Origin of the sequence: Pseudovibrio sp. Tun.PSC04-5.I4, assembly GCF_900104145.1 — a bacterium.
Classification (GTDB): Bacteria; Pseudomonadota; Alphaproteobacteria; order Rhizobiales; family Stappiaceae; genus Pseudovibrio.
Window position 1 is genome coordinate 3,722,501 of the sequence record NZ_FNLB01000006.1, and the last position, 21,463, is coordinate 3,743,963.

General features: G+C 50.8%; 12 protein-coding genes, 1 tRNA gene and 2 rRNA genes. 11 read left to right on the forward strand and 4 right to left on the reverse strand.

Going from position 1 to position 21,463, the window contains the following annotated elements; all coding sequences use genetic code 11:
• The first annotated feature begins 54 nt into the window (after nt 1-54).
• The 3 genes from BLS62_RS22615 to rrf all read left to right on the forward strand — a co-directional run bounded on the left by BLS62_RS22615 (nt 55) and on the right by rrf (nt 3,744).
• Nucleotides 55-130: transfer RNA gene (locus tag BLS62_RS22615), tRNA-Ala, on the forward strand.
• Between the two features lie 495 nt (nt 131-625).
• Nucleotides 626-3,355 (forward strand): 23S ribosomal RNA (locus tag BLS62_RS22620).
• A 274-nt stretch (nt 3,356-3,629) separates the two neighbouring features.
• Nucleotides 3,630-3,744, forward strand: a 5S ribosomal RNA gene (gene rrf / locus BLS62_RS22625).
• Between the two features lie 407 nt (nt 3,745-4,151).
• Here rrf and BLS62_RS22630 read toward each other — a convergent pair.
• Nucleotides 4,152-6,491, reverse strand: coding sequence for a heavy metal translocating P-type ATPase (locus BLS62_RS22630; RefSeq protein ID WP_093186451.1), 2,340 nt, complete (start codon nt 6,489-6,491; stop codon nt 4,152-4,154).
• A gap of 176 nt (nt 6,492-6,667) precedes the next feature.
• On the reverse strand, nt 6,668-7,297 hold the full coding sequence (locus tag BLS62_RS22635; RefSeq protein ID WP_093186454.1) for a TetR/AcrR family transcriptional regulator: 630 nt from the start codon (nt 7,295-7,297) through the stop codon (nt 6,668-6,670).
• 102 nt (nt 7,298-7,399) lie between these two features.
• On the opposite strand from BLS62_RS22635, the gene BLS62_RS22640 reads away from it, so the two are divergent.
• The 8 genes from BLS62_RS22640 to BLS62_RS22675 all read left to right on the forward strand — a co-directional run bounded on the left by BLS62_RS22640 (nt 7,400) and on the right by BLS62_RS22675 (nt 18,894).
• Nucleotides 7,400-9,235 (forward strand): acyclic terpene utilization AtuA family protein, encoded by a 1,836-nt coding sequence (locus BLS62_RS22640; RefSeq protein WP_093186456.1) that lies wholly within the window; start codon nt 7,400-7,402, stop codon nt 9,233-9,235.
• Entirely contained in the window at nt 9,232-10,038 is an 807-nt protein-coding gene (locus BLS62_RS22645) for an enoyl-CoA hydratase/isomerase family protein (protein ID WP_093186459.1), read from the forward strand. Before BLS62_RS22640 ends, BLS62_RS22645 begins: the two co-directional genes overlap by 4 nt.
• A 173-nt stretch (nt 10,039-10,211) precedes the next feature.
• Complete coding sequence (locus BLS62_RS22650; RefSeq protein WP_093186463.1) at nt 10,212-11,900, forward strand: AMP-binding protein; 1,689 nt, start codon at nt 10,212-10,214, stop codon at nt 11,898-11,900.
• A gap of 98 nt (nt 11,901-11,998) precedes the next feature.
• Complete coding sequence (locus tag BLS62_RS22655) at nt 11,999-12,907, forward strand: SDR family oxidoreductase (protein ID WP_093186467.1); 909 nt, start codon at nt 11,999-12,001, stop codon at nt 12,905-12,907.
• On the forward strand, nt 12,895-14,505 hold the full coding sequence (locus BLS62_RS22660) for an acyl-CoA carboxylase subunit beta (RefSeq protein ID WP_093186472.1): 1,611 nt from the start codon (nt 12,895-12,897) through the stop codon (nt 14,503-14,505). The genes BLS62_RS22655 and BLS62_RS22660 overlap by 13 nt, the downstream gene beginning before the upstream one ends.
• A gap of 54 nt (nt 14,506-14,559) precedes the next feature.
• Nucleotides 14,560-15,750, forward strand: a complete 1,191-nt coding sequence (locus tag BLS62_RS22665; RefSeq protein ID WP_093186477.1) for an acyl-CoA dehydrogenase family protein — start codon at nt 14,560-14,562, stop codon at nt 15,748-15,750.
• A gap of 41 nt (nt 15,751-15,791) precedes the next feature.
• Nucleotides 15,792-17,681 carry an ATP-binding protein gene (locus BLS62_RS22670; protein WP_093186480.1) on the forward strand — a complete coding sequence of 630 codons (1,890 nt, stop codon included), beginning with the start codon at nt 15,792-15,794 and terminating at the stop codon, nt 17,679-17,681.
• A gap of 40 nt (nt 17,682-17,721) precedes the next feature.
• On the forward strand, nt 17,722-18,894 hold the full coding sequence (locus tag BLS62_RS22675; RefSeq protein ID WP_093186483.1) for an acyl-CoA dehydrogenase family protein: 1,173 nt from the start codon (nt 17,722-17,724) through the stop codon (nt 18,892-18,894).
• Between the two features lie 107 nt (nt 18,895-19,001).
• Here BLS62_RS22675 and BLS62_RS22680 read toward each other — a convergent pair whose 3' ends face one another.
• Together BLS62_RS22680 and BLS62_RS22685 are read right to left on the reverse strand one after the other, a co-directional pair.
• Nucleotides 19,002-20,738, reverse strand: coding sequence for a flotillin family protein (locus BLS62_RS22680; protein WP_093186488.1), 1,737 nt, complete (start codon nt 20,736-20,738; stop codon nt 19,002-19,004).
• A gap of 22 nt (nt 20,739-20,760) precedes the next feature.
• Complete coding sequence (locus tag BLS62_RS22685; RefSeq protein WP_093186493.1) at nt 20,761-21,450, reverse strand: YqiJ family protein; 690 nt, start codon at nt 21,448-21,450, stop codon at nt 20,761-20,763.
• Nucleotides 21,451-21,463 lie beyond the last annotated feature (13 nt).

Below are 21,463 nucleotides of genomic sequence, written 5' to 3' on the forward strand. Positions count from 1 at the left end.
TCGCCGAGCTGACAATTCTTTGAATTGTCATATGCAAGGTTCTTCCAACAAAAAGGGGCCATAGCTCAGTTGGGAGAGCGCGTGCTTTGCAAGCATGAGGTCGTCGGTTCGATCCCGTCTGGCTCCACCAATGACACTTCGAAGAAGAGTCAGACCTTCGTGAGAAGCGTCATTCCTTAATCTACTTAGAAAGACTGATCGTTTTGTGATCATCATTTATGGTGATTGCGTGTTCTGTGACATTTTGAAGAGAAGACATTACTGGCCGCGTTGAGCGTCAGATCTAAGTGCGCAAGCATTTTGATTTGTTCGACGTGTCACTAGCCAGTTACCAATACCCGCCAGGGTATTGTACGGGGGCGTTTAACCGCTGCCCCGCCAGTTATGTCTCATGAACTGGTCTTGATACACATTGTGTATCAGCCGCATGATTATTTGATTGCTTAGCGATTGGGTCTTTATGCAGCAACAAGATTACATCCAACGAAGATAGGCCTGATCAGCATTGCTGGTTCAGATAAGTCTATCGAATAAAATGTTGGATGTTCCAAGTGACAATCAAGCTTATATTTTGTTAGATTTACGAGCGGTCTTCGGACTGTTTGTGATTATAGCTAATGAGAGTGATCAAGTGTAATAAGAGCATTTGGTGGATGCCTTGGCGACTAGAGGCGATGAAAGACGTGATACGCTGCGATAAGCGTCGGTTAGCTGCGAATAAGCTTTGATCCGACGATTTCTGAATGGGGCAACCCACACCGTAAGGTGTACCCGCAAGGGGGCAAACCTGGGGAACTGAAACATCTAAGTACCCAGAGGAAAGGACATCAACCGAGACTCCGTTAGTAGTGGCGAGCGAACGCGGACCAGGCCAGTGGCTACAAATTAAGAACCGGAACAAGTTGGGAAGCTTGACGTTATTGGGTGATAGTCCCGTACGGGTAGAAAGATTTGTAGTCCTCGAGTAGGGCGGAACACGTGAAATTCTGTCTGAACATGGGGGGACCACCCTCCAAGCCTAAGTACTCCTAGTCGACCGATAGTGCACCAGTACCGTGAGGGAAAGGTGAAAAGTACCCCGACGAGGGGAGTGAAATAGTACCTGAAACCGAATGCTTACAAACAGTTGGAGCTCAAGATTTGTTCTGGGTGACAACGTACCTTTTGTATAATGGGTCAGCGACTTAATTTAATGAGCAAGCTTAAGCCGGTAGGTGTAGGCGCAGCGAAAGCGAGTCTTAATAGGGCGCTTTAGTTCTTTGAATTAGACCCGAAACCGAGTGATCTAGCCATGAGCAGGTTGAAGGTGCAGTAACATGCACTGGAGGACCGAACCCACGAATGTTGAAAAATTCGGGGATGACTTGTGGTTAGGGGTGAAAGGCCAATCAAACTCGGAAATAGCTGGTTCTCCGCGAAATCTATTTAGGTAGAGCGTCGAGTGAATACTCCTGGGGGTAGAGCACTGGATGGGCTATGGGGGCTCACCGCCTTACTGATCCTAACCAAACTCCGAATACCAGGAAGTACTACTCGGCAGACACACAGTGGGTGCTAACGTCCATTGTGGAGAGGGAAACAACCCTGACCGCCAGTTAAGGTCCCTAAGTTATGGCTAAGTGGGAAAGGATGTAGAGATCCCAAAACAACCAGGATGTTGGCTTAGAAGCAGCCATCATTTAAAGAAAGCGTAACAGCTCACTGGTCTAAATAAGGGTCTCCGCGCCGAAAATGTACCGGGGCTCAAGCCATACACCGAAACTGCGGGCTTAGTTTATCTAAGCGGTAGCGGAGCGTTCTGTAGGCCGATGAAGGTGGACCCGTGAGGGCTGCTGGAGGTATCAGAAGTGCGAATGCTGACATGAGTAACGATAAAGAGGGTGAGAGACCCTCTCGCCGAAAGTCCAAGGGTTCCTGCGCAACGCTAATCGGCGCAGGGTTAGCCGGCCCCTAAGGCGAGGCCGAAAGGCGTAGTCGATGGGAACGGGGTTAATATTCCCCGGCCTGTGGGTAGTGACGGATGCCGTGTATCGTATCTCCTTATTGGATTGGAGATGCGGTGAAGGTGTTCCAGGAAATAGCTCCCACGATAAGACCGTACCCTAAACCGACACAGGTGGACAGGTAGAGTATACCAAGGCGCTTGAGAGAACTGTGCTGAAGGAACTCGGCAAATTGCTCCCGTAAGTTCGCGAGAAGGGAGCCCAATGCGAAGGCAACTTTGTATTGGGGGCACAGAATTGGGGGTTGCGACTGTTTATCAAAAACACAGGGCTCTGCGAAGCCGCAAGGCGACGTATAGGGTCTGACGCCTGCCCGGTGCTGGAAGGTTAAGAGGAGTTGTGCAAGCAGCGAATTGAAGCCCCAGTAAACGGCGGCCGTAACTATAACGGTCCTAAGGTAGCGAAATTCCTTGTCGGGTAAGTTCCGACCTGCACGAATGGCGTAACGACTTCCCCGCTGTCTCCAGCACAGACTCAGTGAAATTGAATTCCCCGTGAAGATGCGGGGTTCCTGCGGTTAGACGGAAAGACCCCGTGCACCTTTACTACAGCTTCACACTGATATTCGTGATGACATGTGTAGGATAGGTGGTAGACGTTGAAACCAAGGCGCCAGCTTTGGTGGAGTCATCCTTGAAATACCACCCTTGTCCTCATGGATATCTAACCGCGGTACTACAATACCCGGGACCGTGTGTGGCGGGTAGTTTGACTGGGGCGGTCGCCTCCCAAATGGTAACGGAGGCGCGCGAAGGTAGGCTCAGAGCGGTCGGAAATCGCTCGTTGAGTGCAATGGCATAAGCCTGCCTGACTGCGAGACTGACAAGTCGAGCAGAGACGAAAGTCGGTCATAGTGATCCGGTGGTCCCTCGTGGAAGGGCCATCGCTCAACGGATAAAAGGTACGCCGGGGATAACAGGCTGATGATGCCCAAGAGTCCATATCGACGGCATTGTTTGGCACCTCGATGTCGGCTCATCACATCCTGGGGCTGGAGCAGGTCCCAAGGGTTTGGCTGTTCGCCAATTAAAGTGGTACGTGAGCTGGGTTCAGAACGTCGCGAGACAGTTCGGTCCCTATCTGCCGTGGGTGTAGGAATATTGAGAGGATCTGTCCCTAGTACGAGAGGACCGGGATGGACGTACCTCTGGTGGACCTGTTGTGGCGCCAGCCGCATTGCAGGGTAGCTATGTACGGAAGGGATAACCGCTGAAGGCATCTAAGCGGGAAACCCACCTTGAAACTAGTATTCCCTTGAGAGCCGTGGAAGACCACCACGTTGATAGGAGGCATGTGGAAGCATAGTAATATGCGAAGCTGAGCCTTACTAATAGCTCGATTGGCTTGATCACTCCCATTAAGCTATAATCACAAATGACAAACTTCTAAGTTTGTCACATAGGCCTGCTCAAAAAAGCAGATAAGCCTATGGATGAAAATGACAAATACTAAGCCAGTCACTTGGCTAACAAAATAGACCAGTTCAATATACAAGATCAGATAGATGACGCTAATCATCAATCTGAAAGATGCTTGAAACCTCAAGCCGTGGATCGTAAACCAAGATCCGCCTGAGGTGCAAAGCACTCTCAGACAAGCTGATCGCAATTATGTATGTTTATCCTGCCCGGTGGCTATGGCGGGGCGCCCCCACCCGATCCCATCCCGAACTCGGAAGTGAAACGCCCCTGCGCCAATGGTACTTCGTCTCAAGACGCGGGAGAGTAGGGCGCTGCCGGGCATGATAAACATACAAAATATCTTCAAAATAACCAGAATTACCCAATATACAAAACCCCCGTTGCTTTATAGCGCGGGGGTTTTGTCGTTCTAGCGAACCCGCCCTCATAATGAAGGCGGGTTTTTTGTTGTCCGGAGTTTGGGAACAAAGGATAGGCTGTTCTTGCTGCGGTCATCTGAATTGCCGCACCTCTAGTCTAGAGAGGAAAGCTGTCTCCCATCCCGCTCATACCTCCAGAGCGTTCCTCTTGGGAGCTGCTGTTTATCGGAGCAAGGTTTAGGTTGGTTCGGTCATCTTGGTCACGGCGTGAAGCTCTGGGTCCCGGGTCTGCGCCCGGGATGACACCGTGAGGAGGGCAGACTGAGAAATAATAACTCTCCGAGAAGCTGAACGACCAAAGTAAATGATCACAGCTTCAGACGGCGTAGGCGGAGAGAGTTCATCACCACGCAGAAGGATGACAGGCTCATTGCTAAAGCTGCTAGCATGGGAGACAGCAGTGCTCCTGTGAAAGGATAAAGAATGCCCGCCGCTATTGGGACACCGGCTGTGTTGTAGACGAAGGCTAAGAATAAATTTTGTCTGATATTACGCAGAGATGCTATCGCCAGCTTCCGGGCTCTCACTATTCCGGTGAGATCTCCTTGCAGAAGGGTGATCCCAGCGCTTTCGACTGCAACATCTGCACCTGTGCCCATTGCAAGTCCCACATCAGCTGAGGCGAGTGCAGGGGCGTCGTTCACACCATCACCCGCCATTGCAACTTTTGCTCCGGTTGCTCGGATTTGGTCTACCAATTTCTTTTTGTCTTCAGGTAGCGCTTCAGCTTTAAATTCATCTATGCCGACCTTATCCGCGACTGCTTTTGCTGTCAGAGCATTGTCGCCTGTGGCCATAATGACTTTTATGCCTAGGCTGTGCAGTTGTTTGATAGCTTCGATGGCATTGCTTTTGATTGGGTCTGATATGGCGATCAAGCCTATTATTTTGGTGCTGCTTGAAATGTAGAAAGTTGTATTGCCTTGTGAGCTTAATGACTTTTGCTCGGACTGCATCTCAGGGGTGATCTTGTCGGTTAACCCGAAGATTGTTGGGTTGCCAACCGCATAAGCTTTCCCTTCTATAAGCGCAGTTACGCCTCTACCTGTATGAGCTTTGAAATCTTGAGGTGATGGTAGCTGTAATGAGCGAGCAGATGCAGCGGCAACAATTGCTTCTGCAAGGGGATGCTCTGACCCTTTTTCGATGGCAGCTGCTATTTGGAGGATTCGGTCTTCTGAATGATATGGGGAGAGGATTTTTATCATTGTGACAGAGGGTTTGCCTTCTGTGATTGTGCCAGTCTTGTCTACAATGAGTGTGTCTATTTTTGACATTAGTTCCAGTGCGGTTGCGTCTTTGATAAGGACTCCCGCTTGAGCGCCTCTGCCGCTTGCAGTCATAATTGACATGGGTGTTGCTAGGCCTAATGCACAGGGGCAGGCGATGATGAGCACGGAGACCGCCGCAATAATAGCATAAGGGAATGAAGGGGTTGGCCCTACAAATAGCCATATAAAGAAGGAAAGGATGGAGATTCCTACCACTGCCGGAACAAAATAGGAGGCAACGGTGTCTGCTAACCCTTGGATTGGAGCTTTGGATCTTTGCGCGGAGGAAACCATGGTTACGATTTTTGAGAGCATGGTGTCTGCACCGACATTGGTTGCTTCAATTATGAGTGTACCGTTTTTGTTTATAGTGCCTCCTGTAACGGAATCGCCGTTGGATTTTGCTAATGTAATTGGTTCGCCCGTGATCATGCTCTCATCGACGTATGAGTTTCCGTCTACAACCTTGGCATCAACTGGAATTGCTTCTCCGGGGCGTACGCGGAGGCGATCACCTTGTAGTATGTTTTCCAGTGGAGCATCGTATTCCATGTCGTTGGGGAGGACGCGTCGTGCTGTTTTGGGAGCTAGATCCAAGAGGGCTCTGATGGCATCCGCTGTGCGTTCTCTAGCTCTGAGCTCTAAGACCTGTCCCATGAAAACAAGCGCTAGAATGACTGCTGCAGCCTCGTAATAGACCTGAGGGTGTCCCGATCCGGAATTTATACTTTCCGGAAAGAGAGAAGGCAGGAATGTTGCCACGATAGAATACAGGTAGGCTGCGCCAACACCTAGGGTGATCAAGGTCCACATGTTGAGATTCCATGTGACTATTGATTTAATGCCTCGTTTGAATAGAGGGATCCCGGCCCAGAGAACAACGGGTGTGGCAAGGACAAATTCAACGTAGATTACTGTTGGTTCACCAATCCAACTTCGAAATGGGAGACCTATGAGGCTTCCCATAGTAATCGCCAGAAGTGGAATAGAGCAAATGATGCTGAGCCAGAAACGACGCGTGAAATCAATTAATTCATGACTAGGCTCATCATTGGCTGATACAGAGGTCGGCTCTAATGCCATACCGCAGATTGGGCATTCTCCTGGTCCCTTCTGTACAATTTCCGGATGCATCGAGCAGGTGTATTCCTGTTCGTGATCTGAAGATTTTTCGATTTTTTGATTGCTGCCGCTAGCGTAAAACCAAGGATCGGCATCAAATTTATTGAAACATTTCGGGGAGCAGAAATGGAAGGTCTTCCCATCGAAGTCAGTGGAAAGCGTATCTTCTATAACATCAACCTGCATTCCGCAGACTGGATCAATTTCTGATTGCTGGCTCGGGTTGGATTGCTCAGCCTCTGATTTTTTGTCCATATTCCAAACAACTCCCTAAGCCAAATGTGCGGCTTTTGGACTTAGAATAGAACGAGCGTCAGCGTTAAAGCCTTAAGGCGGGGTGCGATCTGCATTTGTTGCGAGGTATTGGTAAATTTTGCAATAATATTTTGAAACAATTGCGAAGTCTTGCCGACTATCAAATTAGCGTATCGCTATGTTCTGATAAGCAGGTGCGGCTCAATGATCTTGGCGAATTGCCTAATGATCTTCTCGATGTAAGTCGGATCGCTGTGGAATTCTTGCTGGAAAATAAGTCCGCGAATGAATGAGCGCCAAATGATGAGAGTAAGGGTCATTTCCTCAGCTGCTTTGTCATCAAGATCAGGTGGGAGGAAGAAGCTGTTGAGTTCATTGTTCCAATCCTCCAGCTTTTTGGAAATGCGTTGAGACAGAGCAGTGTCTGTTCTAGTCGCCATAATGATCTCAGAAAAGGCACGTCCCTCTGGTGTGTCTACAATATTATTCCAATAGACAATAAGTGCATCAGCAAGTGATTGCGTTCTAGATTGTGTAATTTGCATGAACGGGAAGGTGGAAGCTCCTTGCTGCTGGTAATGGCGTAGAATTCTGGAGAGAAGGAAATCGACTGTTCCGATCACCAGATCTTCTTTGGCAGGGAAGTGGTGCATCAATGCACCCCGGCTGACTTCAACCCCTTCGAGAACACGGTTGATTGATGTTTCCGCGTAGCCTAGGCGATCAAGACAATCGATCGTAGATTGGATGAGCGCTTTACGGGTATTTTCGCCGCGCAGTTTTTTCTTATCAACCTTATCTGTCATGATCGTCACTTAGCCTATCGAGGAGGTTTTGTCTGAAATACTTGACCAGTTTCAAATTATTATATACCGTACGTTTGGTATGTAAAAGAGGTTTCCGGAATTATGATGATAAAAATAACGGAAAATCAAAGCTCTAGTAAAAGTAAGCACGTAATCCGAATAGGTGGTGCTTGCGGGTTTTGGGGCGACTCGAGCGCTTCTACTGCGCAATTACTGCGGTCCGGCGAGTTGGATTTTGTCGTATATGATTATCTCGCCGAGATAACGCTTTCCATAATGGCACGGGCACGCCAGAAAGATCCATCATTGGGATATGCCAGTGATTTTGTGGATCAGGTTCTTGCTATGAACCTGAAAGAAATTGCTCACTCGGGAACGAAAACTCTGAGTAATGCCGGCGGTATGAATCCTGAAAGCTGTGCCGCCAAAATACGAGAGATTATTGCAGCGCAGGGATTGAGCCTGAAGGTTGCCGTCGTTACTGGTGACGACTTCCAACAGGACACTCAGAAGTTTAAAGACGCTGGCGTCAGAGAAATGTTCTCTGGTGAGGCGTTTCCTGATCCCAGTGAAATCGCGTCTGTAAATGTTTATCTGGGTGCGCAACCTGTGGTTGCTGCGTTGGATGCAGGTGCAGACATTGTTATTACAGGGCGCTGTGCTGACAGTGCTTTGACGCTTGCAGCTTGTGTGCATGCCTTCAGGTGGGACTGGAATGATTACGACAGGCTGTCTGCGGGTAGTCTAGTTGGTCACCTGCTGGAATGCGGAACACAAGTGACTGGCGGGAATTTCACTGATTGGCGGGATGTTCCTGATGTCAAAAAGATCGGTTATCCGATTGCTTCGGTCTATGCGGATGGAAGTTGCGATATCGGTAAGCCGGAAGGCAGCGGCGGTCTTATAAGTGTGGGAACGGTTGCTGAGCAGCTTATCTATGAGATTGGTGATCCGCGATCTTACCTTCTTCCTGATGTTACCTGTGATTTTTCTGAGGCGACTGTTGTGGCTAAGGGAGAAAATTGCGTTCATGTTGCTGGTGCGAAAGGGCGGCCAGCTCCTAAAACACTCAAGGTTTCAGCTACATGGGCGGATGGATGGCGTATTGGCCTCATCGTCCCTTACGTAGGGTTTGAGGCAAGTGAGAAGGCTCAGGTTTTTGCGGATCTGGCTATTGGACGTGCAGAAAGTGTACTGAAAAAGCTTGGCGCGCCGGGCTATCAGGAAGTGTCCGTTGAGATTGTGGGGGCAGGATCTCAAGGAGGAATTTCATCTGGTGGTTCAGGTGGTTTTGAAGAAGTGGCTTTGAAAATTGCCGCCCGACATGTGGACCAGCGTGCAGCTGGGTTGCTGCTTCGTGAGCTGACCGGGCTTGGCCTTTCTATAGCTCCCGGTATGACCACGTTTAATGGTGGACGTCCGAAGCCATCTCCTGTTGTCCGTCTCTTCTCCTTCCTCATGAATCAAGAGGCAGTTTCGCCAGTGGTTCAGTTGGATGGTGCAGAGGTTCCTTTCACGCAGCAAATATTTGGTGAGCAAGTCGCACAGCAGGAGGTTGCATCTCCACCTGCGCGACCTGAAGCCGAGGGTGAATTGGTCGACGTGCCGTTGATCAAACTTGCTTATGCTCGGAGCGGCGATAAGGGCGATAAGGCAAATATCGGTGTGATTGCTCGCAAAGCAGAATGGCTGCCGTGGATTTCGGCGGGTCTGACGGATGATGTTGTTGCAAGTGCCTTTGCTCATTTTGAGCCCGGAGCCGTGGAGAGGTTTTACCTTCCCGGATGCCACGCCCTTAATTTTTTGATTGATGATGTTCTTGGCGGAGGTGGCATTGCGAGCTTGCGGCTTGATCCTCAGGCGAAGGCCTACGGCCAGATATTGTTGCAGCAGACGATCCCTGTATCAAATGCCATCGCGGATGAGGTCATGTCATGAGTGATGTTCAAGTTGCTTCTGTTGTGCTTTGTGAACGGCAGGACGCGTGGCTGACAATCACATTGAACCAGCCAGAAAAACGTAATCCGTTGACGAGTGATGTGATTGCGCAAATTTCACAGGCTTTGCGGGAGGTTCGAGAGGATCGGAGCTTGCGCGGAATTACGATTACCGGAGCTGGCGGTGTGTTCTGCGCTGGTGGCGATCTTAAGGCCTTTCAGAAGATCCTTGCCGGTGGTGAACAGGCCGAGGCACTGGCTCATGAGGTTAGTCTGGAAGCTGCTGAGTTCTTTGCATTGGTTGCTGCTCAACCGCAAGTGACCGTTGCATTGGTGGAAGGGGCTGCCATGGCTGGTGGCTTGGGCATGGCGTGTGCCTGTGATTTTATCGTGACCACCAATGATGCCAAATTTGCGTTTTCTGAAACCAGAATCGGACTGCCGCCCGCACAGATTGCGCAATATGTGATCAAGCGCCTTGGCTATCAAAAAGCCAAGAAAATGCTGGTTTTGGGGAGTAAACTGACAGGTGCTGAAGCAGGGCAACTGGAATTGGCGGATGTGACTGTTGCGGATGCCACAGCGTTGAAAGAGGCTGAGGCAGTACTCCAAAAACAAGTATTGGCGTGTGCGCCAGGTGCTGTTGCTGCCACAAAAGGTGTGGTTGAGGACGCTTTGTATCTGGAGCAAGAGGCGCTGCGCGAAAGTGCAGCCAGCTATTTTGCCAAGGCTGTGGTTGGGGACGAAGGACAGGAAGGCGTGATGTCGTTTATGCAAAAACGCAAGCCTTCGTGGACCCCTTAAATTTTAGGGTATGCGTTGACCCGATAAGAGATGTCGAATGCGATGAAGGAATAAGAAATGCAGAAGTGGCTCATGTCGTCATGAGCTGATTAAAAACGCCGAAGTATATCGCGCATAACAATAAGGCATTGGTGATCGGCGGGGGGCTGACCCAATGCTGAAGTGGAGGGAATATGGGTACTCAGTACGCACTGCCAATTGAAATGCTGCAAAAATGGGCGAAGGAGAAACCAAATGCGGTTTATCTGCGCCAACCGGTGAACAGGCAGATCAAAACATTCACGTGGAGTGAGTGTTACGACATTGTATTGCGGATGGCATCAGCGTTACAAGCGCTTGGTCTCAAACCCGGAGAACGGGTGAGTATCCTTTCCAAAAATTGCGCGGAATGGTTTTTGGCAGATTTTGCCATTCAGGCTGCAGGTTTTATTGCGACCCCTATTTATTACACGGCGTCCGCCGAAACTATTAGTTACGTGATTGACCACGCAGACGTCAAAGCTGTGTTTATGGGTAAGCTGGATGATCTTGCTGCAAGTGAAGCTGGCATTGGCTCTGACGTTATCAAAATCTCACTTCCCTATGACACCGTTGAGTGCGAACACTCTTGGGATGAGTTATTAAAATCCAACGAGCCGCTGGCCGAAGACAAACTTGCCAAGCCAGATCTGGATGAGTTGTTTTCGATTGTTTACACCTCGGGCTCCACAGGGAACCCGAAGGGCGTTGAGATGTCCTGGCGGAATATCGCTTACGGTGCCTGGGCCCCGACGCAGTCTATGGACCTTGGCGGTGAAGAACGTCTCATCTCCTATCTTCCGCTTGCGCACATTACAGAACGTGCCTTGATTGAACACCTCAGCTTGTATGCGGGTGTGGTGGTGAGCTTCGTTGAATCTCTGCCCACCTTTGTTGATGATCTGAGAGGCGCGAACGTTACTATGTTCCTCTCTGTTCCGCGTCTCTGGATGAAGTTCCAATCCAATATTCTGGCCAAGGTTCCACAGCCGAAGTTGGACCGCCTTTTGAGTATTCCAATCCTGAGCTGGTTCGTAAAACGGAAAATTCGCAAACAGCTTGGCCTTACCAACGCAAAGATTATCGGAAGCGGATCTGCGCCGATATCAGCAGCTGTTTTGGCCTGGTATCAGAAAATAGGCATTAATATCACTGAGGGCTGGGGCATGACGGAGACGGCTGGTTTGGCTGTTTCACACCATCCTTACCGTGCAGATAAAATCGGTAGCATAGGCATGCCATTGGCCGGTTTGGAGACGAAAGTCACTGAAGAGGGAGAGCTACTTATTCGCGGTGATGCCGTCACCAAAGGCTATTACAAAGATCCAAAGTTGACTGCAGAAACAATCGAAGAGGGCGGTTGGTTTCACACCGGTGATAAGGTTGAACTGGATAAAGACGGTTACCTTCACATCACTGGCCGCGTGAAGGAAATCTTCAAATCATCCAAGGGCAAGTACGTTGCTCCTGTGCCGATTGAAGCCATGCTGTTTGACAACACATATGTTGAGCAAGCCTGTGTGATGGGATCCGATCTCGCGCAGCCAGCTGGTATCGTCTTCCTCTCTCCTGAAACCACGCAGGGATTATCTCGTGATGAAGTGCGCGAGAGTTTGGAAGAGACCTACAAGGCTATCAATAGCAAGGTGGAATCTCACTTGAAGCTTAGCTCTATCGTGATCGCAAACGATATGTGGACCATTGAAAATGGTTATCTCACCCCGACCATGAAGATCAAGCGAGCACGTCTCGAAGATAAGTATGACGATGTCGTACGGCATATGCCGGACCGACCTGTGGTGTGGGAAGACGAATGTGTGACTGAAGCAGTTAGGTCTGTTTAAGTCGAAATAGATTGGTTGGGGCGGCTTGCTGCCCCAATTGGAATGACAAGGCGATTGCCTTGATTGATTAAGCCGCGTTACGGCGAGGAGAAACTGGAATGAGTAATACTGGGCCCCGATACGCATCAATTCTTAGAGAAGGATTGTTCGACGGACAGACTATGATTGTTACTGGTGGTGGTAGTGGTATTGGTCGCTGTATTGCCCATGAACTCGCCTCGCTGGGTGCTCATGCCGTTCTCCTTGGCCGCAAGCAGGAGAAGCTTGATGCTGTTGCCGCGGAGATTACAGAGGATGGAGGCGCTGTTTCTTCGTACGCGCTGGATATCCGTAATGAAGACATGGTTGCGGAAACAATTGGCAAGATTGTTACGGAACGCGGTGTCATTCATGGCCTCGTAAATAATGCAGGTGGTCAATATCCAAGTCCGGCAGCCTCTATCAAGAAAAAAGGTTTTGATGCTGTTGTTGAAACCAATGTGACCGGCGGCTTTCTAATGGCGCGGGAGGTTTATAACCAAAGCATGCGTAAGACTAAGGGCGGTGCGATCGTCAACATTGTTGCTGATATGTGGCGCGGAATGCCGGGTATGGCCCACTCCGGTGTCGCACGGGCAGGGATGCAGAATCTGACTATGACATTAGCGGTTGAATGGGCTGAAGCTGGTGTGCGGGTGAATGCAGTTGCTCCGGGTTGGATCGCTTCTTCCGGTTTTGACACCTACGACGAAAACTTCATCAAGACCATGTTTGCGAAAATGGCTGACAACAATCTGGCTCGCCGTCTGGGTACAGAAGCGGAGGTCGCCTCTGTGGTGAACTTCCTGTTGTCGCCGGGTGCAGCGTTTATGACTGGCCAGTGCGTTGGGGTTGATGGTGGCGCTCCGCTTTGGACAAACCTGATGCCGGTTGGCGACAACAACAACATGAAAGAATATCAGGGCTTTCACCGCTATGAGAAACCTAGGGCTTTGAAAGCTTGGGAGGATGAGCAATGCCCAAGTTAACCTCTGCCATTGACAGCAGCAGCGCAGCGTTTGCACAAAACAAAGCGAATATGCAGTCGTTGATCGATGATTTTCGTGGCTTTGAGGCCAAGGTGCGTGAAAACTCAGAGAGTAAACGCGCCAAGTTTGAAAAGCGTGGCCAGTTGTTGCCTCGTGATCGTGTGAGTTTGCTGCTTGATCGTGGTGCTCCTTTCATGGAGATTTCCACGCTTGCTGGCCTCCAAATGCATGATGATGACGGCAAGAAAAATGCTGCGGGTGGCGGCTTTATAGCTGGCATTGGCTATGTTGCTGGGAAACGTTGCATTGTCGTGGCAACAGACTCTGCGATTAAAGGTGGCGCAATCTCTCCCATGGGTTTGAAGAAAACTATGCGCCTGCAAGAGATCGCAAAAAAGCAGAAACTGCCGATTGTTGCGCTGGCTGAAAGCGCTGGCGCAAACCTGTTGTATCAGTCTGAACTGTTTGTTGAAGGCGGTAAAGCTTTTGCCAATCAGGCGCGGCTTTCTGCGCAGGGCATTCCGCAGATCACTGTGGTGCATGGCTCCTCGACGGCAGGCGGGGCGTATATGCCGGGCCTCTCCGATTACACTGTCGTTGTGCGCGGCAAGTCCAAGATCTTCCTTGCAGGACCTCCATTGCTGAAAGCGGCGACAGGTGAGATTGCAACAGATGAAGAGTTGGGTGGTGCTGAGCTGCACTACAACATCGCGGGTACTGCTGAGTACATGGCTGAAGATGATGCCCATGGTGTTGAAATTGCGCGTGAGATCATTGGACATTTGCCATGGGCTGCACCGCTTGAAGCGGCGGGCGGATCTCAGCCGTTTTATGAGATCGACGATCTGATGGGCATTGTGCCTGATGATGCAAAGAAGCCATACGATGTGCGTGAGATTATTGCTCGCATTACGGATGCTTCTGATTTCCTTGATTTCAAGCGCGAATATGGCAGCTCTACAGTTTGTGGCCATGCGCGGATTGAGGGTCAGGCCGTTGGCATTCTCGGTAATAACGGCCCGATTGATCCGCAAGGTGCGGTGAAAGCTGCTCAGTTTATTCAGCTGTGTTGTCAGAGCAATACGCCTTTGTTGTTCCTCATGAATACAACCGGATATCTGGTTGGCAAGGACGCGGAAACAAGTGGCATCGTCAAGCATGGTTCCAAGATGATCCAGGCGGTTGCAAACGCAACAGTGCCGAAGGTGACTATTGTTGTTGGTGGCGCTTGGGGGGCTGGTAACTACGGCATGTGTGGTCGTGGGTTTGACCCGGATTTCATCTTCTCCTGGCCAACGGCAAAAGTTGGCGTGATGGGCCCTGAGCAAGCGGCGACGGTGATGAAGATCATCACGGAAGAGAAGTTTGCCAAAATGGGACAGGAAATGCCTGAGGGCATGGCTGACCAGATGGCCAACAAGATCATCGAACAGATGTCTCCGCAGACCACCTGTCTATACGCGACTGCCCGGCTTTGGGATGATGGGATTATTGACCCGCGTGATACGCGCCGCGTTGTTTCCCTGGCACTATCTGTCTGTATGGATGGCCAAACCCGCCAGCTTTACCCAACCAGTTTTGGGGTGGCTCGCGGCTAAAAAAGCCTGCGCAGTTGCCACTCCTTCAATCCTATTCAACACGAGGGTTTTACGATGGAATATACTGAAGAACATCGGAAAATGAAAAGTGCGGTGGTTAAGTTCATCGAATCCGAGGTGAACCCGCATGTTGCTGAATGGGAAGAGGCAGGTATTTTCCCCGCTCACGAGCTATTCAAGAAGATGGGCGACCTCGGTTTTCTAGGTGTCAACAAGCCAGAAGAATTTGGCGGGATGGGCCTCGACTATTCCTATCAGGCTATGACCATTGAAGCGTTGGGTGCATGTTCGTGTGGTGGTGTGCCGATGGCGATTGGTGTGCAAACCGATATGGCAACACCAGCGCTCTCTCGATTTGGGTCTGATGAGTTGCGCCGGGATTATCTTGCTCCTGCAATTGCGGGCGACATGGTGGCGTGTGTTGGTGTTTCTGAAGCGCATGCTGGTTCTGATGTGGCCAACATCAAATCCAATGCGGTGAAGGATGGTGATGATTACATCATCAACGGATCCAAGATGTGGATCACCAACTCCACGCAGGCCAACTTCATGTGTATGTTGGTCAACACCAGTGATGGACATAAGCATCAGAATAAGTCGCTGATTGTTGTGCCGATGGATACGCCCGGTATCACCAAATCAGAACGCCTCAACAAGCTTGGGCAGCGCTCCTCAGATACAGCGCAGATCTTCCTTGATGACGTTCGTATTCCACAGCGAAATTTGATTGGTACGGAAGGCGCTGGTTTTATGTACCAGATGCTTCAGTTCCAGGAGGAGCGTCTGTGGTGTTCCCTGTCCCTGGTTGATGGCATGGACCGTATCATTCAGCTGACAGAAGATTATTGCCGTGAACGCGGTGCCTTCAACCAGAGTATTCTGGACTTTCAGGTCGTGCATTTCCGCCTTGCTGAGCTGCGCACGGAAGTTGAGCTGCTTCGTGCTCTTTCTGAGAAGTGTGTGGAAGCCATGGTGCGCGGTGAGAATGTGACACGCCTTGCTTCTATGGCAAAGCTGAAAGCGGGCCGCTTGTCTCGTGAGCTGGCCGATGCCTGCCTGCAATACTGGGGCGGCATGGGTTACATGTGGGATAGCCCAGTGAGCCAGTTCCTGCGTGATAGCCGCCTGACTTCTATTGGCGGTGGTGCGGATGAAGTGATGCTTTCCATCATCTCCAAGTTGGATGGAACTTTGCCTAGCCCGAAGAAGAAAAAACGTGACGTGCAGAATGAGGCGGCTGAATAAGTTGTGCTGACTACGCATTCGCATTGTGAAGGGAATTTCTTATGTTTGATAGCATCCTGGTCGCCAATCGGGGAGAGATTGCTCGCCGGGTGTTCCGCACCGCGCGGCAAAAGGGCTATCGGAGTATTGCTGTTTATTCCGAAGTTGATGCGGATGCGCCGCATACACAAGATGCTGATATTGCCGCTTGTATTGGTGGAGCAGTGCCTGCTCAATCCTACCTGAATATTGAGGCAGTACTGGAAGCTGCGCGTAAGACAGGGGCGCAGGCTATCCATCCCGGGTATGGTTTTTTAGCTGAGAATGCGGAGTTTGCAGAAGCTTGTGAGGCGGCTGGGCTTGTATTTGTTGGGCCGCCTGCGGAAGCAATTCGCCTTATGGGATCTAAGCGCCTTTCCAAGCTGCGGATGATTGAAGCGGGTGTTCCTTGTGTGCCGGGTTATTCCGGTGAAGACCAGTCCACTGAGACTTTGGCTACGGAAGCCGCCCGCATTGGTGTGCCGCTGATGATCAAAGCGTCTGCTGGGGGTGGGGGGCGTGGCCTTCGCCTTGTGGAAGATCTGGATGGTCTCATGGACAAACTTGTAGCGGCGGCTTCTGAAGCTGTTGGGGCGTTTGGTAATGGCGAACTAATTCTGGAGAAGGCCGTCATTAATCCACGCCATGTGGAGATACAGGTTTTTGCGGATAACCATGGCAATGTGGTGCATTTGGGGGAGCGTGACTGTTCTGTCCAGCGTCGCCACCAGAAGGTGATTGAAGAAGCGCCGGGTCCGTCAGTGACACCGGAAATTCGGAATGCCATGGGTGAAGCAGCTGTGGAGGCGGCGCGCGCTATTGGGTATCGCGGAGCTGGGACCGTTGAGTTTCTACTGGCGGCAGATGGCAGTTTTTACTTCATGGAGATGAACACCCGCTTGCAGGTTGAGCATCCCGTGACCGAGGAAATTACCGGACAGGATCTTGTTGCGTGGCAGTTGGATGTTGCCGCTGGTAAGCCGTTGCCGTTGTCTCAAGATGAGGTCACCTTTTCCGGTCATGCAATGGAGTTGCGGCTTTATGCTGAAGATGCCGATGCAGGGTTTCTTCCGCAGACCGGTAAAGTGGTGGCGTGGAACGGACCTGAACTTGCTTTGCGCGTTGACAGTGCCATTGAGCAGGGCAGTGTGATCTCGTCCTATTACGACCCGATGATAGCTAAGCTGATTGCACATGGAGCTGATCGTGATGAAGCACGGCGTAAGCTGATGCGCGGTCTGGATCAGTTGGTGTTGCAAGGTGTGGTTCACAATGGGCCGTTCCTGAAGAGTGTGCTTGCAGATGATGTGTTTGCATCAGGACAAGCGACGACCGCGTTTCTCAATGAGCGGGATTTGAGTTCTGCTGCCGCTGATGAAACACGAGAGCTGATGCGCGATCTGGCTATCCATCTGTTTGCACGTCAGCAAGGTCATAGCCGCTGGACGACTGCAACTCCGCTTCCTGTAAAGATCAAACTGGACGGGGAAGAAATGCATGTGCGTGAGGGCCTTTGCCTGCTTGGGTCTGAAGACAGAGGTTCGATCCTGTTTGAACTGGAAGGGGTTCGCCGTACTGCTTTTGTGAGTGATGCTGATGAAGGTGGTCTCTGGATTTCTCTGGAAGGGCAGACGCAACTCTTTGAAGAGCAGAGCTTTAGCACCAAAAAGGATGATGCGTCGGCAGTTGGCAATTTCATTATCGCGCCGATGCCGGGAGCGGTTATTGCTTTGAAAACAAAGCAGGGGGCTCAGGTTTCTAAGGGTGATGTGTTGCTGGTGTTGGAAGCGATGAAGATGCAGCACGAGTTGACTGCGCCGCGCGATGGAATTGTTGCCGAGCTTGGAACGAAAGAAGGCGCACAGGTGAACAGCCGTGATGTGCTGGTTCGTCTTGAAGACGAGACCGCCTGATACCCGATGATGTTGTTCCGCATATTGCGCGGAGGAGAGAATGATGACACTTAACCTTCCTGATTTCGGATTGAACCGAAAATCCACTATGTTTAGTGAGGAGCATGAAGCGTTTCGTGATGTCCTCAAACGCTTTGTGGCTGCTGAAGTCGCGCCCTATGCTGCTCAATGGGATGAAGCCAACGAGTTTCCTCGTGAGCTTTATAAGAAAGCCGCTGACATTGGTCTTCTCGGTATCATGTTCCCGGAAGAGTATGGCGGGACTGGTGTCGATTATCCGTTGTCCTATCTTGCCGCTGTAGAGCTTGGCAGGGCGGGGACTGGCGGTATCAGCGCGGGGCTCATGAGCCACACCATTGGGTCACCTCCGATTGCACATCTTGCATCAGCGGAGTTGAAAAAGCGGGTTTTGCCAGCAGTCCTTGCAGGTGAGAAGATTTCCGCGCTTGCGATTACGGAACCCGGCGGGGGGTCTGACGTTCAGAACTTGAAAACTGTCGCGCATCGGGAAAATGGGCATTACATCCTCAACGGTGAGAAGACGTTTATCACCTCGGGTATGCGTGCCGATTACTATACGGTTGCGGTGCGGACTGGTGATAGCGGCATGGGCGGAATTTCGCTTCTTCTCGTTGAGAAGGGGATGGAAGGGTTTACTCAGACGCCACTGCATAAAATGGGTTGGTGGGCTTCTGACACGGCAACGCTGCATTTTGATAATGTGAAGGTGCCGGTGGGGAACCTCATCGGCGGCGAGAATGCTGGTTTTATGGGGATCATGCTCAACTTCAACAATGAGCGCTTGTTCCTCTCCTCAGCCTGCTATGGGCATATGCTTGGTGTGTTTGAAGAGGCATTGGAATGGGCAAAACAACGCGAGACCTTCGGTAAGCCGTTGATCCATCGTCAGGTTATCCGCCACAAGTTCGTTGATATGGCAATGAAGATGCAAGCCGTTCGCTGCGTGTTGGAAGAGATGGCAGTGCGCTTGCAGAATGGTGAAAGCCCAATCACCGAGATCTGCATGGCGAAGAACCTTGCCACAAGCACGCTGGAATATGTAGCGAACGAGTGCCTGCAAATCCTTGGCGGTGCTGGTTATATGCGCGGAACAAAGGTGGAGCGAGTTTATCGTGAAACCAAGGTGATGACCATTGGCGGTGGCTCTTCCGAGATCATGAAGGATCTGGCTGGCCGGCAGATGGGTCTTTAAACACTCAGCTTTTTTGATGATAGGAAAGCCCCGCTGGTTAGCGGGGCTTTCTCGTTTTCTCACGCATTCCTATCCGAAAACCGATAGGTGTTTTTCAAAAATACGCTTTATGCGCCTTCTTTGGAGACTGACTGAGCCAGCTCACTTGGTGTTAGGCCGGGAATGCCAAGTTCACTCAGCAGGCTGTCTACCAATGGTGCCTGTGAGCGATATCTGAGCGCTGAGTTCACCAGTTGATCTGACAGACCTGCGCCGCCTTCTGACGTGGCTGCTCCGTTTGTTGGGGCTGCCCCATTTCCAACAAAGCCATCGACCTGCAGAATCTTGATCTCGTCAATTTTCTCCATGGGCTTAACGCTGGCGGTGATCATTTCTGGCAGTGCTTCAATCAAGGCAAGTTTGATCTGCATTTTGATCTGTTCAGGTGACAGCAAGTTGGAGGCTTCGTTCAAGATACGCTTACCTTCAGCTTCAACTGCCAGCCGTAGTTTGTCGGCTTCTGCACGGGTAGTCACGGCATCGGCGTCTGCGTTTGCTGCGATACGGATCCGGTCCGCATCACCGCCAGCTTTCAAGCGGACTGCGTGGGCATGATCTTCTGCGGCTTGTTTTTCGGCTTCTGCTGCAACAGTGACGGAAATTGCGGAACGCTCTGCATCTTGCGAGGCAAGAACTAGATCAACCTGTTTCAGACGGTCCGCTTTTTCGATCTCCTGTGCGGTGATAACCTGCTCTTCTGCCTTAATAGCGATAGCTCGGGCTTCGTTTGCTGCTGCATCCGCGTTGGAGAGTGCCCTGGATTTTTCAGAGACGGCGATAGAGCGATCTTGCTGAATCAGTTCAAGGATCTTCTCTTTCTCAATGCGGGTTTCTTCCAGCGCGCGATCTTTGAGGATTTCCTGTTCTTTGACTTGACGCTCTGAGGAAATTGCTGACTGGCGAATTTCCAGTTTGGAGGTGATTTCCGCTTGTTCTGCGTCGCGGCGGCGTTCTGCTTGTTCCGTGGCAATCAAAGCTTGCTGTTTTGCACGGCGGATTTCCAGATCGCGTTGCTGCTCCAGTGTGGCGTATTCCTCCTCACGGGCGATCTCCAGTTTTTGTTGCTCAGCATCAAGGTTTTTGCGGCGGATCAAAACTTCAGTATCTTGCTCAATATCGTTCCGCTTGCGGCGACGATCCTCAATTTCCTGTGTGAGTTTTGTCAAGCCTTCCGCATCAAAGGCGTTGTTAGGATTGAAATATTCCATGCGGGTCTGATCCAGACCTGTGAGCGAGACGGATTCTAATTCCAGCCCGTTTTTAAGCAGATCTTCGGAAACGGCTGCCTGCACTTTTTGTACAAAGGAGACGCGTTGTTCGTGTAATTCCTCCATCGCCATTTCAGCGGCCACAGCGCGCAGGGCATCAACGAACTTACCTTCGATAAGGTTTTTCAGGTCTTCGGGGTGCATTGTCCGAATGCCAAGGGTTTGAGCGGCATTGGCGATAGACTCAAGAGTTGGTTGTACACGGAGGTAAAATTCTGCCACCACATCAACGCGCATTCTATCGCGGGTGATGAGTGCTGCTTCATCCGCTCTGCGCACTTCAAGGCGCAGAGTATTCATGTTTACCCGAATGATTTCATGTAATACGGGCATCACGATAGCGCCGCCGTTCATGATGATTTTCTGGCCGCCAAATCCGGTTCGAACGAAGCCAACTTCCTTTGAAGATCGCACATAAAGGCGTGAAAAGACTATGCCTATTGTGAGCAGGGCAACAAGGATGACTGCGACTAGTATGAGCAGTTCTGCCATATTGCTAGATTGGCCTGCCATTGCATTTTGTGTTTCTGTAAACATTTAGGACCTCAAAATTGAGAGATTAATTTGCAAGCGTGTCTTTACGAGGTGATAAATTCATATGTGGGTTGGGAATTGCTGTGAAAAGGTGACCGTTCAGGCCGACAAGCAGGACTTCGTCCCCTTGCATTAAAGTTGTCTCTGGCTGGTCTGACGTAATCTGTATGTAATGCCGGGTTCCAAAGTCGTCTGTCACTCTGGCTTCGGCCTGCAATTCAGCTGTGGCATTGCCAAGGGTGAGTACGGCAATCTCTCCAATCAAGGCATCTCTTGACCGTGCATCTGTCTCCACTTTGGGCATGATGCGGGCCAAGGCGTGACCCGACTTCCCTGTGAACCAAAGGGCGGCAACGCTTACCGGCAGAACTGTCATCCAAAATGGAAGGAGCGTGCCGAAGGTCGAATACGCAGTGTACTGCAGCAACACGCCAAAGATGCCGAAACTCGTTAAGAGAATTATCAGCAGAACGATAAACGGGACCTTGCCAATTGCCAGAAAGGATAGGAAACCCTCGATCGGTCCAGAGCCAGCGACGTTGATGGACACCTCTGCGTCGATGTCAGCATCCATATCTGGCAGTATGTCATCGACCAGACCAGACAAGGACAGGCCAAAGACCATACCCATCACCTCCAGCAGTGCTAAAGCCAGCATGACGAAGACTGCCAGTGTGAACAGATAGGTCTCGCTCGAAAATATTAGCTCTGCCAATTCATCCCCCAAT